Genomic DNA, 15,559 nt, shown 5'->3' with positions numbered 1-15,559 from the left:
GCGGGGGAGGCCGGCGGGCCCTGTGCTCATTCCGTGGGCGTCCACACGACGTTGGCGCCGACCGAGCAAAGGTTTTCCACAAAACGAGGATGCGCACGGCGGATCGGATCGGCGTTCTTGATCGTCGAATGTCCGTCGATGCTCGCCGCGACCATCAGCAGCGCAATCGCCACGCGGATGATGTACGGGCTCTCCACCACGGCGGGCGAGAGTGGCACGCCGCCGAAAGTGATCAGGCGATGCGGGTCAGACTGGAACACGTGCGCGCCGAACTTCGAGAGTTCCGTCGACCAGCCCATCGCACCGTCGTACACCTTGTTCCAGAACATGGCGCTGCCTTCGGCCTTGACGCCCAGCGCGATGAAGATCGGCAACAGGTCGACCGGGAAATACGGCCAGGGCGCCGCTTCCACCTTCGTCAGAATGTTCTGCGTGAACGGCGTTTGCACCTTCAGCTTGCCCTGGGCGGTCGCCGTGGACCAGCCGTCGCGATGTTCGACCTTGATGCCGAACTTCGCAAACGTACGGTCGATGAGCGGGAACTGTTCGGGCGCCGTGTTCTTGACCGTGATCTCGCCGCCGGTGATGGCGCCGAGCGCCAGGAACGTGGTGATTTCGTGAAAGTCCTCGGCGAAACGGAATTCGCCGCCGCCGAAGCGCTCCACACCCTCGATGGCGAGTTGCGACGTTCCCACGCCTTCGATGGGCACGCCCAGCATCTGCATGAAACGGCAGAATTCCTGCACGTGCGGCTCCGACGCCGCGTTGTTCAGTTGCGAGCGGCCGTTGGCGGTGGCCGCGCACAGCACGAAGTTTTCAGTGGTGGTCACCGACGCATAGTCGAGCCAGTGATGGATGGCCGGGCGTGCTTCGTCCGCATGGATGAGCAGCGAGCCTTCGGTGCGCTCCACGCGGCCGCCGAAGTGACGCAGCACTTCGATATGCGGATCGATCTCGCGAACACCGAGCGTGCAGCCCTTGATGTTGTCTTCGATGCGCGCCACGCCGAAGCGCGCGAGCAGCGGCGGCACGAGCATGATCGACGAGCGCATCTCCTCCGGCAGATGGTCGGTGCGCGGGTCGAACCGGGTGTTCTTGTGGTGGACGTCGAGCGTGCCGGCGTCGAAATCGACATTCACGTCGCTGCCGAGCTGACGAAAGATGTCGAGGATCTTGCGCACGTCGGTGATCTCGGGCACGCCGACGAGGCGAACCGGCTGATCGGTGAGCAGGGTGGCGCAAAGTACCGGGAGAACGGCGTTCTTGTTGGCGGAGGGGGTAATGCGGCCGCGTAGCGGCTGGCCGCCGTGGACTACCAGATGGGACATGGGCTTCCTTCGGGCTTCTTGCCTTCGAACATCGTGCGGGGGGAGGAAATGGCGGGCCTGAGGCCTGTCGCAAACAGGCGCAATATACCCCCATTGAAGGGGGCGCGCCACGCGAACCCCTCGTCCGTGGTGGGATTGCCGCGCCGCTTGACGCGCGATGGACGATGCCATCTCGCCCCGATTGGCCCGATCCCGGTGATCCGGCCCGACGCTGCCGGCTTGGCAGGGCCCGTTGGACCGGCGTCGGCCTCAGCGGGCCGCGTCGGCGAAGGCTTCGGCGAAAATCGCGCGGAAGTCGGGCGTCTCCGCCGCTGCCGCGCGCGTGAGTACGCGGGCCTCGAGCTCGTCGAGGTGAGCGGTCGCGAGGACGATCGCGGCCTGGGTCTCGCCACGGCGCAACTGGTCCACCAGTTGTGCGTGCTCCGTGGGCGCGCAGTGGATAAACTCCGCCGGGTCGTACAGCGCCTTGTAAAGCTCCGTTTTCGCCACGAGCTGGCGCGCGAAGACATCGAGTTCGGCGCTGTCGGCCATACCGATCAACTTCAGATGAAACTCGCCCGCAAGGCGTATCGAGCGCTCGTGCGTGCCGTCGGCATGCGAGCGGGCCTCGATGGCCACATGCGCGTCGAGTTCTGCCAGCTGGCCGGCGCTCAGTCGCGTGCAGATACTCGCGATTACGCCGGTTTCGAGCACGCGGCGGGCGCGATAGGTCTGGCGGATGTCCTCGAGCGACGGCTGCGGAACGAACGCTCCGCGATTGGGTTCGAGCACCAGCTTGCCCTCGAAGCCGAGCCGCGCGAGCACCTTGCGCACCGCGCCGCGCGTGCAATCGAAAGCCTGCGCCAGATTGCGCTCGCGCAGCGGCATGCCGGGCCGCAGCTTGCCGGAGAGCAAGGCCTGCGAGATGGCCTGATAGACGCGCGCCTCGATGGGCTGCCCCGCACCCGCCGACGCGCCTTCGAGCTTCGATGCGGGATCGTCGGCCGCAGCGGGCGGCGCATCGACGTGCGATGCACCTCGGGACTCACCTTGGGACGCGTCGCGTGGCGACGCCGGTGCTGCATTGCGGCTCAAGCCTCTTCTCCTTCATCCGCGAGGGCATGGGGACGACGCGCTTCGCGTCGGTGTCGGCGAATTGTACCTGTCCCCACGCTCGCGCCACCGCGCCAGGGCGGCGATCCGGTGTCGACTTCCCCCGTGACGGGGCATCAACCGGAGCCGACACCGCCCGCGTGCGCTTGTCGCGCGCCTGCCACGCGCCTTCGGCCCCTATCGCAAACCCGCACTCCAACACCGCGACCTTGCATTTCGGCAATTCGTTGCCGATAATGGTCAACAAAAATGGTTAACCATTTTGTGGTATTTGGTTGATGATATGGCAATTCGTCGTCTCTCGCCAGCCACGAAGCGGGCAAGCCATCGGGACACGCCACTGCGGCGGTCGTTCGATTCCTCTTGGGTCTGGAGACGTCATGAAACCTGTACATTGCCTGGCCGCGCTTCCCATCGCGGCCTTCTATAGCGGCGGTTGGCTCGCCGAGCATCTGGGCACCCGGCTCGCGGGGCTTCCGTTCCTGATGACTTGGAACATCGTCTGGCTGCTGCTCACCTCGGCCGTCATGGTCGTGATGTTCCGCTTCGATGGATCGCGCGATGCCGGGCGAAATCCGGGGGCGCGGGAGGGCGCGGCGCCTGACGCTTGCGCCGGGCGTGACGGAGCGACGTCATGAACGCCGCGCTGGCCGTCATTGCGGCGTTTCTCGCCTTCGCCCTGTTCGTGGGCATTCGTGCGCGGCGCGGGCGCACCATGAGTCTGGAGCAGTGGGCCGTCGGTGGCCGGGGCTTCGGAACGTTGCTCGTGTTCCTGTTGATGGCGGGCGAGGCGTTCTCGACGTTCACGTTCCTCGGGGCGAGCGGGTGGGCCTACAGCAAGGGGCCGCCCGCGTTCTACATCCTCGCCTACGGCGCGCTGGCCTATCTGCTGGGGTATTGGATGCTGCCGGCGGCGTGGCGTCATGCCACGCGACACCATTGCGTGTCGTTCTCCGACTTCTTCGCCACGGCATATCGCTCGCGCGCGCTCGGTGTGGTCGTCTCGGTGGTGGCCGTGCTCGGCATGAGCGCATTGCTGATCATCCAGTTGCGCGGTCTGGGCATCATCGTCTCCGAGGCATCGTATGGCAGCATTTCACCCGCGGTGGCGATCTGGTGTGGCGCGATTGCCATGGTGCTCTACATCACCGTCTCCGGCATTCACGGCTCCGCGAGCATTGCCATTTACAAGGACGTTCTGATTCTCGCGATCGCGGTGTTCCTCGGCATATATCTGCCGCTGCACTACTTCGGGGGATTCGGCGAAATGTTCGACCGCATCGAGGCGGCGCGACCGGGTTTTCTGCAAATGCCCACGAGTGGCCTTACGCTGTCCTGGTACAACTCGACGATTCTGCTGACGTCGCTCGGCTACTACCTGTATCCGTACGTGTTCACCTCCGTGTACGCGGCCAAGACGGAAAATGCGGTGCGCAAGAACACGATCCTGATGCCGCTGTACCAGATGGTCATCGCGTTCATGTTCTTCGTCGGGTTTGCCGCGATTCTGCAGGTGCCGGGGCTTAGCGGCACGGACTCCGATCTGGCGCTGCTGCGTATCGTCAAGCAGACATTCTCGCCATGGTTCGTGGGCGTGATCGGTGGCGTGGGGGTGTTGACCGCGCTCGTGCCCGGTTCGATGATCCTGCTCAACGCCTCGACGCTGATCGCCAAGAACATCTATCGCGACGGCTTTGCCCCTCACGCGAGCGAAGCGGCGGTGGGTAAGCTTGCCAAGCGCGTGCTGCCGGTGTTCGGGCTGGTTGCGGTGTTCTTCGTGCTGCGCGGCGGCGCGACCTTCGTGGCGCTGGCGCTGTTCGCGTCGAGTCTGCTCACGCAATTGTTCCCGTCGTTCGTGGCAAGCCTGCTGCCGCGCCCGTTCGGCAACAAGTACGGCGCTTTTGCCGGCATTGGTGCCGGGGCCGTCGTGCTGGCCGCCGCAGTCGGCTTCGACGTCAACCTGCACACGCTGATGCCGAACGCTTCGGCGACGGTCGCATCGATCAACATGGGGCTGGTGGCGCTTGCGGTGAACGGGGTGACGTTCGTGGCGGTGAGTCTGCTCACGCGTTCGCGCAACGTCGCCGGGGAAATCCACTTGAGGAAGGCATGACAATACTGGACATTCGCAACGCACGCGCGCTCGACGGGACGCCGGTGGACGTGCGCGTCGAGAACGGACGGATCGCGGCCATCGGGGCATCGCTACCCCCGGTGTCGCCTCCGTCAGCTCCGTCGGCTTCGCCGCTGGCGGCAGATGGCGTCACGCGCATCGATGCGTGCGGCGCGTTGCTGCTGCCGGGGCTCGTGGAGTCGCACACGCACCTGGACAAGACCGTGTGGGGCATGCCCTGGTACGTCAACGATTGCGGCTCGCGGCTCATCGACCGGATCGACAACGAGCGTCGCTGGCGTGCCGGGAGTGGCCACGACGCAGGCGCCGCGTCGCTGGCGCTCGGTCGCGCGTTTCTCGCCGCCGGCACCACGCGCCTGCGCACGCACGTCGACATCGACACCGATGCCGGTCTGCGCCATCTCGAAGGGGTGCTCGCCACGCGCGAGACACTGGCCGACACGCTCGACATGCAGATCGTGGCGTTTCCGCAGTCGGGCGTGCTCGATCGCGAGGGCACCGTGGCTTTGCTCGACGCGGCGCTCGCACGTGGCGCCGACGTGCTCGGCTGGCTCGATCCTTGCGCCATCGACCGGGATCCGAAAGCCTCGCTCGACGCCATGTTCGCGCTCGCGGACAAACACGGATGTCCCATCGACATGCACCTGCATGAGCCGGGCGAGATGGGGGTCTTCACATTCGAACTGATGCTCGAGCGCATTGCGGCGCTCGGCATGCAGGGCAAGGTGGTGGTCTCGCATGCGTTTTGCCTGGGGGAACTCGACGCGGCGCGGGCCGATGTCATGCTGGCCCGCCTGGCGGATGCCGGTGTGGCGCTGATCACCACGGCCCCGCCGTCGCGCGTCGTGCCGCCGCTCATGGCATCCCGTCGCGCCGGGGTGCCGCTCGCGGGCGGCAACGACGGCATTCGCGACACGTGGACGCCGTATGGCGTGCCCGACATGCTCGAGCGCGCCATGATGATCGGGTTGCGCTACAACCTGCGACGCGACGACGAGCTCGAGATGGCGCTCGATTGCGTGACGCACCAGGGCGCGCGCGCCTGCTGGTTCGACGACTACGGCCTGCACGTCGGCGCGCGAGCCGATCTGGTGCTCGTCGACGCCGTCAATGCGGCGCAAGCCATCGTCGCGCGTGCGCCGCGTCGCTGGGTGGTCGCCAACGGACGCGTCGTCGTCAGCGAGGGCGTTGCGGTATGACCCTCTGGCTGGCCATCGTCGCGGTGGGCCTCACGCTGCGCCCGACGCTCACGTCCATCAGCCCCTTGTTGCCGCAAATTCGCGCCGCCACCGGCATGACCTATCCGGTGGCGGCGCTGCTCACGTCGCTGCCCGTACTGGCCATGGGCGCGGGGGCGTTTGCGGCCGGCGGGCTGACACGGCGTTTCGGCGAGCGTCGTGGCGTGCTGCTCGGCCTGGCGGCGCTGGCGCTTGCCTGTGGCGTGCGCTTCGTCGCCGACGATACCGTGACGATGCTCGCCACGGCGCTCGTGTCGGGCGCCGGCATTGCGATCGTCCAGGCATTGCTGCCCGGCGTGGTCAAGGCGAACTATGGCGCCGCGCGCATGAGCGCGATCATGGGCTTGTACTCCGCCGCGCTCATGGGCGGCGGGGGGCTCGGCGCGGCGCTCAGTCCGTGGGCGGTGTCCGAGGCCGGCGACTGGCGTATCGGACTCGGCATGTGGCTGGTGGTCGTGCTGGCGGCGGCGCTCGCGTGGTCGCGCGCGCCGTTGGCTGCGTCGATGGCCACCGGCGGCGCACGGGCCGCCACTGCCGTGGAATCGCGCCCCGCGAATGAAGCGGTCGGCGAGCGCGCGACGTCGCCTGCGGATGAAGCGCCGTCCATGTTGCACCTGTTGGGCAAACACCGGGCGTGGACGCTCGCCGTCTACTTCGGTCTCATCAACTGCACCTACACGACCATGGTGGCCTGGCTGCCGCCGTTCTACCAGCAGCATGGCATGAGCGCAACGCAAAGCGGTGCGTTGCTCGCGGGCCTGACCGCGTGCCAGGTCGTGGCCGCCCTCATGCTGCCGTGGCTGGCGCGTCGCAACGTCGACCGCCGCCGCTGGCTCACCCTGGCACTGGCGGCCACCCTGGCCGGACTCGCCGGTCTGGCCTTTGCGTCCGACCTCGCCCCTTGGGCATGGGTCGGCGGCATCGGGTTCGGACTGGGGGGTACCTTCTCGCTGGGGCTCGTACTGGCCCTCGACCATCACACACAGCCGCGTCACGCTGCCGCGCTCGCCGCTTTCATGCAGGGCGTGGGCTTTTGCATCGCGGCACTCGCGCCGTTCGTCTCCGGTGCCGTGCTCGCCGCGACCGGCAGCTTCCTTCCATCGTGGGCGGGACTCATCGTCGTGAACATGGCGCTGATCGCGCTGACCTGGCGCTTCGATCCGGCGGGCTACGCGGCGGCACTCGGTCTGGCGCGCGATCCGCGACGGGCGCGCCATCAGCGCGCTTGAGGGGGCGTGCTGGCCGACCGAGGGGCGCGCGAGGGTCGCGGGAGGGGCTCACGCGTTGCGCACGCGAGACACGAGTCGCCAATGCAAAATTCATGCGAATCCCTTCGCAATCCGCGCTAAGATGGCTCATCGTGTGATGTCGCAGCGGGACTTCGGCGCGAGACCGTCGTTGCCGGTCCGGTCGGTGCTCTCGGTCCGCAGGGCCCGATTGGCTGCGTATCTTCAGAGACCAGGCCAAAGGGAGAACGGATGCTCGGAATGTCGCGCGGGACCGTGGGACGATCGTTCGGGGCGACACTCGTCACGGTCGGTGCCCGCAGCGTCGGCGCGGCCGCATTGATACTCGGGCTCGGCACGTTCTCCCCCGTGGTTCCGGCAGCCGATACGATCTTGCCGGGGCGACCGGGCAATCCTGTCGTGAGGCCCGCAGCGGCGTCCGTGCCTTCGGCGCCCGCTGCCGCCGTCGCGGCGCCGGGCGCCAAAGCGTCCCCTTCCACCGGTGTCGACCAGCGCGTGTTGCGCAGCGATGGCGCCTATGCCGAACTCCACGTCTTTCGTCCGCCGGCGGCATGCAACGGCGTGGCCGTGCTGAGCCCGGGGGCGGGCGACGACCGCGACGCGCTCTCGTGGCTCGGCCGCGCGCTCTCGCAATACGGGTGGCTCGCCGTGACCATGGCGCACAAGGAAAGCGGGCGCGACTCCTTGCGCGAGCGCGTGCGTAACGGTGGATTGCGCGACGGCCTGCTCGCACTCACTACGGATCCCGAAGCGTATGACGACCGGCTAGAGGATGTCGGGGCGGCGCTGCATTGGGCGCGAACGCAATGCCGTGCCGGGCCTTCCGTGCTGGTCGGGCATTCCATGGGAGCGGCCACCGTCATGATCGAGGCGGGGGCGAAGAACAAGCTCCGGCTTGACAGCGACGACCGCTTCGACGGCTACATCGCGTTGTCGCCCCAGGGCAGCGGGTCGATCTTTCCGGCGGGGGCGTGGCACGACATCCACAAACCCGTGCTGCTCGTGACCGGCACGCGCGACGCGCCGCTCGACGGCAAATGGCAGACGCGCACCGAGCCCTTCGCCGATCTGCCGCCGGGGTGCCATTGGCAGGCCGTCGTCGACAACGCCACGCATTTCAACTTCGCGGGGTTCGGGTACGGTCACGGCGACATCGAGGCCAAGGTACTGCCCATTGTCCAGCGCTTTCTCGACAATGTGCGCGCGCACCGATGTGCCGTGCCCACGCCGGCATCCGGCGTGAAATTCGACGCCAAGTAGCGCATCATGGCCGAAAGGGATCTGACGCGCGGCCCCATCGGCAGGACGCTGTTCTGGTTCTCGCTGCCTGTGCTCGGCAGCAATGTCCTGCAGTCCCTTAACGCTTCGATCAACGCCATGTGGATCGGGCACTACCTGGGCGAGTCCGCGCTGACCGCGGCGTCCAACGCCAACATCCTGCTGTTCTTCCTGCTGGGCGTGGTGTTCGGCATCAGCATGGCCAACACCATCCTCATCGGCCAGTCCATCGGCGCGAAGAATCGCGAGCTCACCCAGCGAATCGTCGGCACCAGCGCCACCTTCTTCGTACTCGTCTCCGTGGCTGTGGCCCTGATCGGCTACTGCTTCACGCCCGAACTGCTGCACATGCTCGGCACGCCTGGCGATGCGCGCGACTTCGCCGTCGCTTACCTGCGCATCATCTTCCTGGCCTTGCCGGTCATGTACTTCTACAACTTCGTCATGATGGCGTTACGGGGGGCGGGCGATGCGCGTACGCCGTTCCGGTTCATGCTGCTTTCGGCTGGCCTCGACGTCGCGCTCAATCCGTTGTTCATCTTCGGATGGGGGCCGGTTCCGCCATTCGGCATCGCGGGCTCGGCGGGCGCGACACTCGTCGCGCAGAGCGTGAGTCTCGCGGCGCTCATGTACACCCTCTATCGCCGGCGCGATCCCTTGTGGCTGCAGCGCGAGGACTGGAAGTACCTTCGCATCGATCCGGGCTTGCTCAGGCTCATCGTCGTCAAGGGCTTGCCGATGGGATTGCAGATGGTCGTGATCTCGTCGTCGGCCATGGTCATGATGGGATTCGTCAACGGGTATGGATCGCAGACCACGGCGGCGTATGGCGTTGCCTCCCAGTTGTGGACCTACGTGCAGATGCCGGCGCTGGCCATTGGTGCGGGGGTGTCGTCCATGACCGCGCAGAACGTCGGGGCGGGGCTGTGGGATCGCGTCTCGCGCATTGGCCGGGTTGGCGTGGGCCTCAACTTCGTCATGACCGGTGCGCTCGTCATTGCGATCCTCCTTTTCAATCGTCAGTTCATGAATGCCTTTCTGCCGGGCGACGGCTATGCCATCTCTGTGGCACAGCACATCAACACCGTAGTGGCGTGGTCATTCGTGCTGTTTGGCGTGACCATCGTGCTTTTCGGGGTCGTGCGTGCGACGGGGGCGGTGGCGGCGCCGCTCGTCATCCTCTTCGTGTCCCAGTGGGTCATCCGGTTGCCGTTTGCGTGGCAGATGCAGAAACACTGGGGGGCGGAGGCGATCTGGTGGAGCTTCCCGCTGGGCTTTGCGGTTTCGCTCGTCATGGCGCTCGCCTACTACAAGTGGGGCCGTTGGCGGGGCATGCGGATGCTGTCCGGTGGCGCGAAGCTGGCCGTGGCGCCGGTCAAGGATGCCGTGAGTGCGCCGGCGGGGCCGTCGCCGGCGCCCATCGTGTCGCCTTCGTCGGGCGAGTCGCTGACGGAGGATCCGCGCCGTCCCATCGAATCACGCGAAGCGCCGGGCGAATCCACCGAAACGCGTCCGTGACGAGGTTGAGTGGTCCGTCGGCGGATGGAGGTGGAGGGCGATATCCGGGTGGAGTTAGGAGAAGGCGCCGAGGCGGGGGATGAGCCGGCGCATGGTGAGAGTGGGTTCGCGGGAGACGACGAGAGTGTGTGGGGGGGGGGGAGAGAAAGATGAGGCAAAGGGTGCAAAGGGTGCAAAGGGTGCGAAGGGTGCGAAGGGTGCGAAGGGTGCGAAGGGTGCGAAGAGCGGCGGATCGGGGGCCTGTTCCGAACCGAGTTGGGTCAATGTTTGAGGGGCGGAATAGGTCCCCGGTCCGCTGCGGGGGTAGGGAGGGGGATCGGGGTGGGAATAAAAGAGGGGGGGGGAGACGAAAAATACGGTTCGGTCAGCGCATGACACTGGCGTTATAACGCAATGCTAATTTGGTGATACTTGTGCGAATCCCCCTGGAATGCCGCAGGAATGACGCGAAAGTGGTGATTGAATGGCGGGAATCGGGCAAAAAAGGAAAGGAAATCCTTTCGAATTGCGCATTGGTCACAAATAGTCACAAATTTGTGACTGCCGTGAAGTCCCGTCATAGCTGACGATCGGGGTAATGTGAGTGCCTGCTTCGAAGGTTTTGCCGATGCGCCTTTAGTCAATCGGGAAATGAACGGGTAAAATTGCGCGTTCGGCGCACGCTGGCTGCGGTCAGCACGCGCGTTACATGCCAATCCTCACTGCCGATGGAATTCCTGTCCACCGCGAGTTTCCGCGTGATCTCCCGCCGTGCCCTGCGCCTGGCGCTTGCTGGCGCGCTCGGCATTTGCGCGTTGTGCTCCGGCGCCGCCCATGCCTTCTCGTTCGACGACGTCGCCAAACAGGCGCGCACGTTGGCGAACAATCGCTACAAGCCCAAGGATCCGAACCTCCCCAAGGAGCTTCAGAACCTCTCGTACGATCGGTATCGCAACATCCGCTTCAAGCCTGAGAAGGCACTGTGGCGTACGCAGAAGTTGCCGTTCGAGCTGATGTTCTTCCACGAGGGCTCATACTACGACCGGCCGGTCAAGATCAACGAGGTGGTCGGCAACGCCGTGCGCGAAGTGCGCTACAGCCCGGACATGTTCGAGTTCGGCGCCCTCAAGGTCGACCCGAAGCAGCTCAAGGGTCTTGGCTTTGCAGGTTTTCGCATTCACTACCCGGTCAATGCGCCCAAATACAAGGACGAGGTAATGGTGTTCCTCGGCGCGAGCTACTTCCGTGCGCTGGGCAAGAACCAGACCTATGGCCTGTCGGCGCGTGGCCTGGCGCTCGACACCGCGCTCAACTCCGGTGAAGAGTTTCCGCGGTTCACCGAATTCTGGATCCAGCGTCCCGCGCCGGGCGCCAAGGAACTGACCATCTACGCGCTGCTCGATTCGCCGCGCGCCAGTGGCGCCTATCGTTTCACGCTGCGACCCGGCGTCGACACCACCGTCGACGTCAAGGCCGAACTGTTCCTGCGCGAAAACGTCACCAAGCTGGGCATCGCGCCGCTCACCAGCATGTTCTTCTTTGGCGAGAACCAGCCGGCCGCCGTGCCCGACTATCGCCCCGAAGTACACGACTCCGATGGCTTGTCCATCCAGTCCGGCACCGGCGAGTGGATCTGGCGTCCCCTCGTCAATCCCAAGCGCTTGCTGGTTTCCTCGTTCGCCCTGTCCAACCCGGCGGGGTTCGGGCTCATGCAGCGCGATCGCGACTTCAGCGACTACCAGGACCTCGAGGACCACTACGAGTCGCGTCCCAGCGCCTGGGTCGAGCCCAAGGGCAAGTGGGGACAGGGCCGCGTCGAACTCGTGCAGATTCCCACGCCGGACGAAACCAACGACAACATCGTGGCGTACTGGGTACCCGATGCGCCGCCGAAGCCCAAGCAGCCGTATTCGCTCGAATACCGTCTGTCGTGGCAAAAGGATAACGACAAGCGCCCGCCGATGGCGCGGGTGACGCAAAGCCGTCGAGGCCATGGCTACCGGGGGAAACCAGACGACAGTCTGCTGTTCGCACTCGATTTCGAAGGCCCGGCGCTCAAGAAACTGCCGGAAGACGCCAAGGTCGAAGGGAATGTGTCCATCGACGGCAATGGCAAGATCCTCGAAGTGCAGACACAGCGCAATGACGTCACGGGAGGCTATCGCGTCATGCTGCGCATGCGCCGCCTCGATTCCGAGAAACCCGTCGAAATGCGCGCCTACCTGCGCAACGGCAGCAATACCCTATCCGAAACGTGGAGCTACCTGTTACCCCCCGAGTGAGCGACCGCTCCGACATTCCGGTCGACGAGTTGTACGTCGACCGGTTGCCCCTGCCCGCTGAAAAGCGTCGCGCGCTGCTCGCCCAGGCGAAGCGCGACGGCGGCGATTCGCTCGACGTCCTGACGCGCGTACAGCGGTTGCTCGCCGCGCGCCTGGCGAACCCCGCGAGCGACGCGGCGCCGGGTGCCGACCCCGCGAACGCGACGCCCATGGTGGGCTCGCCCGAGGGTGACGCCGGCAACCCCGGCCAGGGTGCAGCGGCGACCGAAACCCACGTGGCGACGGCCGCGTGGCACCCGCACGACCTCGCCGAGATCGAATCCGACAGCGCAGCCGTGCTCGCCTCGCAGCCCGTGCGTCTTGCCCTGACCGAAGGCGGTTCGCTGGCGAGCGCTGCCGGCCTCCGCGAAGTGCGCGGCGTGCAAACCCTGCGCATCGCGCCGCCCGTGCGACGCGCATCGCTCATTCCGCGCGAATGGTCGCTCAATCCGCTCGCACGCCTGTGGCGCAAGCTCACCGGCCGCCAGGACCCCGATCCGCTCGTGCGCGACGCGCCCGACCCCAAGGGCAAATGGTCCCAGGCGGGGCGCCGCCGCCGCTGGATGCTGCTCGTGCTGATGATCGCGCAGACCGCGCTTGCCACGCACTTCATGGCATCCGTGTTGCCCTACCACGGCGCAGATCCGCTCGAATTCGCCGTACTCGTGCTGTTCGTCCTGCTCTTCGGCTGGGTGTCGGCAGGCTTCTGGACGGCCATCTTCGGCTTCTTCGTCCTGCTGTTCGGGGGCGATCGTCACATGATCTCGAAGATGGCCGCCGGCGATGCGCCGATTGCGCCCGATGCCCGCACGGCGATCGTCATGCCGATCTGCAACGAAGACGTCGGCCGCGTTTTCGCCGGATTGCGCGCGACCTACGAGTCGCTCGCCAAGACCGACTCGCTCGATCGCTTCGACTTCTTCATCCTGTCCGACTCCAACGAGGCAGACAACTGCACCGCCGAAGTCGACGCCTGGCAGGCGTTGTGCCGCGAAGTCGGCGGGTTCGGACGCATCTTCTACCGCCGCCGCCAACGGCGTGTGAAGCGCAAGAGCGGCAACCTCGACGACTTCTGCCGTCGCTGGGGCAGCAACTATCGCTACATGATCGTGCTCGACGCCGACAGCGTGATGAGCGGCGAATGCCTGACCAAGCTCGTGCGCATGATGGAATCCCATCCGAGCGCGGGCCTGATTCAGACCGCGCCGCTCGCGGCCGGTCGCGAAACGTTCTATGCGCGCCTGCAACAGTTTGCCGGTCGCGTCTACGGCCCGCTCTTCACCGCCGGTCTGCACTATTGGCAACTCGGCGAATCGCACTACTGGGGGCACAACGCGATCATCCGCCTGAAGCCCTTCATGGACCATTGCGCGCTCGCCCCGTTGCCCGGCAAGGGCGCGATGTCCGGTGCGATCCTCTCGCACGACTTCGTAGAAGCCGCGCTCATGCGACGTGCGGGCTGGGGCGTCTGGATCGCCTACGACCTGCCCGGCAGCTACGAGGAAATGCCGCCGAACCTGCTCGACGAACTCAAGCGCGACCGCCGCTGGTGCCAGGGCAACCTGATGAACTTCCGGCTGTTCCTTGCCGAAGGCATGCACCCCGTGCACCGCGCGGTATTCGTCACGGGTGCCATGGCGTACGTGTCCGCGCCGCTTTGGTTCATCTTCCTGATTCTCTCCACCTGCCTGCTCGCCAAGCACACCCTCGTGGTGCCCGAATACTTCACGGCACCTCGCCAGCTCTTCCCGGTGTGGCCCGAGTGGCACCCCGAGCGCGCACTGGCCTTGTTCTCGGCGACGGCCACACTGCTCTTCCTGCCCAAGATCCTGGCCGTGCTGCTGATCTGGGTGAAAGGCGCGAAGCGCTTCGGCGGCTGGTTTGCCGTGACCGTGAGCATGTTCATCGAGATGGTGTTCTCCGCCTTGCTCGCGCCCGTGCGGATGCTCTTTCACACGCAATTCGTGCTCGCCGCGCTCACCGGCATTGCCATTCAGTGGAAGTCGCCGCCGCGCGAGGACGCCGAGACGCACTGGGGTGAAGCGATTCGTCGCCACGGCCTGCAAACGATCATCGGCATGGGCTGGGGCGCGGTCGTCTACTGGCTCAACCCGGACTTCATCTGGTGGCTCATGCCGATCGTCGGCTCGATGATGATCTCCATTCCGGTATCCGTGTTCTCGAGCCGAGTGTCGCTCGGACGCGCGCTCAAGCGCGCCCGACTGTTCCTGATTCCCGAAGAATCGTGGCCGCCCAAGGAACTGCGCATGACGGAGAAATACACGGACGAGGCGGGCAGGCATGTCGACTTCGTCGACGCCGTGGTCGATCCCATGGCCAACGCGCTGGTCGCGTCGAGCGTGGCACCGACCCTCGACGATGCCAAGCGTGGCGCCTTGCGCGCCGGGCGCGTGGAGACGGCGTTGCTCAAGGGGCCGACCCGTCTGACCAACACGCAGAAGTGGGAGTTGCTCAACGACCCGCGCGGCCTCGCTGCCCTGCATTTGCTGGTGTGGACCGATCCCCGGGCGCATCGGGAATGGCGCGACGCCCGCGCCAACGGTCTGTCGCAGGGATTTCTCGCGTCCGCCTGAGTGCGGTGCGGCTTTGTGCCGCGCGCGACAACAGAACGGCAAGGCGTTGCGCCTTGCCGTTTTGCCATCATGAGGTTGTGCGGGTCAGCGAGAGGGCAGAAAATCTCTCGGGTTGAACGGCGTGCCCTTCTGGCGCACCTCGAAATGCAGCTTGACCGTCCCGTGCGAGTCGGTATCGCCCATCTCCGCAATCGTCTGGCCCTTGCTCACCGACTGGCTCTCCTTGACCAGAATCGCCCGGTTGTGGGCGTAGGCGGTGAGATAGCCGTTCTCGTGCTGGATCATCACCAGGTTGCCGTATCCGCGCAAACCGTTGCCTGCGTAGACCACCTTGCCGGCAGCGGCGGCGTAGATCTTGTCGCCGGGCCGCCCGCCGATGTCCACGCCCTTGTTACTGCTGCCGTTGAAGTTGGCGAGCACCGGGCCGTCGGCGGGCCAGATCATCGGAATCTTGTTCGTGGCGACGCGTGGCGCGGCCGGCGCGGGCGCAGGGCGTGCCGCGGGCTTGGTCTGCGGACGCGGCCCGGCGGTCGAGGATGAAGCTCCGGTGCCGGACGACGCGGCCGTGGCAGGCGCACCGGCCGCGGCGCTCGCGCCCGCGGGCGGCACGACGCGCAGCACCTGACCGACCTCGATCTTGTCCGGATCGGTCAACCCGTTCCAGCGCACCAGATTGGCCGTGTTGGTGTTGTTCGCGCGGGCAATGCCATAGAGCGTGTCACCCGATTGGACGCGATAGCTGCCAGCAGGCACCGGGCCGTACGTCGGCGAACCGGCACACGCGGCGAGCATCAGACACACGGCCAGGCCGAGCGTGTGGGTGCGGCACC

At 66.1% G+C, this 15,559-nt stretch carries 11 protein-coding genes; 8 read left to right on the top strand and 3 right to left on the bottom strand.

What is annotated here, in order from left to right; translation table 11 throughout:
• Positions 1-26: 26 nt before the first annotated feature.
• Together PMO31116_RS08530 and PMO31116_RS08525 are read right to left on the bottom strand one after the other, a co-directional pair.
• The gene (locus PMO31116_RS08530; protein WP_150566349.1) at positions 27-1,328 is read right to left on the bottom strand and encodes a UDP-N-acetylglucosamine 1-carboxyvinyltransferase; all 1,302 of its coding nucleotides are present in this window, start codon (positions 1,326-1,328) and stop codon (positions 27-29) included.
• 249 nt (positions 1,329-1,577) lie between these two features.
• Positions 1,578-2,402 carry a GntR family transcriptional regulator gene (locus PMO31116_RS08525; protein ID WP_150566348.1) on the bottom strand — a complete coding sequence of 275 codons (825 nt, stop codon included), beginning with the start codon at positions 2,400-2,402 and terminating at the stop codon, positions 1,578-1,580.
• 398 nt (positions 2,403-2,800) lie between these two features.
• On the opposite strand from PMO31116_RS08525, the gene PMO31116_RS08520 reads away from it, so the two are divergent.
• The 8 genes from PMO31116_RS08520 to mdoH all read left to right on the top strand — a co-directional run bounded on the left by PMO31116_RS08520 (position 2,801) and on the right by mdoH (position 14,729).
• A complete protein-coding gene (locus PMO31116_RS08520; RefSeq protein ID WP_150566347.1) occupies positions 2,801-3,058 on the top strand; it encodes a DUF3311 domain-containing protein in 258 nt (85 codons plus the stop codon).
• A complete protein-coding gene (locus PMO31116_RS08515; RefSeq protein ID WP_150566346.1) occupies positions 3,055-4,533 on the top strand; it encodes a sodium:solute symporter family protein in 1,479 nt (492 codons plus the stop codon). The genes PMO31116_RS08520 and PMO31116_RS08515 overlap by 4 nt, the downstream gene beginning before the upstream one ends.
• Complete coding sequence (locus tag PMO31116_RS08510; RefSeq protein ID WP_150566345.1) at positions 4,530-5,753, top strand: amidohydrolase family protein; 1,224 nt, start codon at positions 4,530-4,532, stop codon at positions 5,751-5,753. The genes PMO31116_RS08515 and PMO31116_RS08510 overlap by 4 nt, the downstream gene beginning before the upstream one ends.
• Entirely contained in the window at positions 5,750-7,021 is a 1,272-nt protein-coding gene (locus PMO31116_RS08505; RefSeq protein WP_150566344.1) for a cyanate transporter, read from the top strand. The genes PMO31116_RS08510 and PMO31116_RS08505 overlap by 4 nt, the downstream gene beginning before the upstream one ends.
• A gap of 258 nt (positions 7,022-7,279) precedes the next feature.
• A complete protein-coding gene (locus tag PMO31116_RS08500) occupies positions 7,280-8,299 on the top strand; it encodes an alpha/beta hydrolase family protein (protein WP_150566343.1) in 1,020 nt (339 codons plus the stop codon).
• A 6-nt stretch (positions 8,300-8,305) separates the two neighbouring features.
• On the top strand, positions 8,306-9,835 hold the full coding sequence (locus PMO31116_RS08495) for an MATE family efflux transporter (protein WP_150566342.1): 1,530 nt from the start codon (positions 8,306-8,308) through the stop codon (positions 9,833-9,835).
• Between the two features lie 707 nt (positions 9,836-10,542).
• Positions 10,543-12,096: a glucan biosynthesis protein G gene (locus PMO31116_RS08485; RefSeq protein ID WP_246185207.1), complete on the top strand. Its 1,554-nt coding sequence runs from the start codon at positions 10,543-10,545 to the stop codon at positions 12,094-12,096.
• Between the two features lie 209 nt (positions 12,097-12,305).
• Positions 12,306-14,729, top strand: coding sequence for a glucans biosynthesis glucosyltransferase MdoH (gene mdoH / locus PMO31116_RS08480; RefSeq protein ID WP_150566541.1), 2,424 nt, complete (start codon positions 12,306-12,308; stop codon positions 14,727-14,729).
• Positions 14,730-14,813: 84 nt separating this feature from the next.
• On the opposite strand, the gene PMO31116_RS08475 is transcribed toward mdoH, so the two are convergent.
• The gene (locus tag PMO31116_RS08475) at positions 14,814-15,521 is read right to left on the bottom strand and encodes a peptidoglycan DD-metalloendopeptidase family protein (RefSeq protein ID WP_246185205.1); all 708 of its coding nucleotides are present in this window, start codon (positions 15,519-15,521) and stop codon (positions 14,814-14,816) included.
• Between the last annotated feature and the right edge of the window lie 38 nt (positions 15,522-15,559).

Source organism: Pandoraea morbifera, from assembly GCF_902459575.1.
GTDB lineage: Bacteria > Pseudomonadota > Gammaproteobacteria > Burkholderiales > Burkholderiaceae > Pandoraea > Pandoraea morbifera.
Note: the sequence above shows the minus strand (reverse complement) of the source record. Positions and strands in the feature narration are given on the sequence as shown.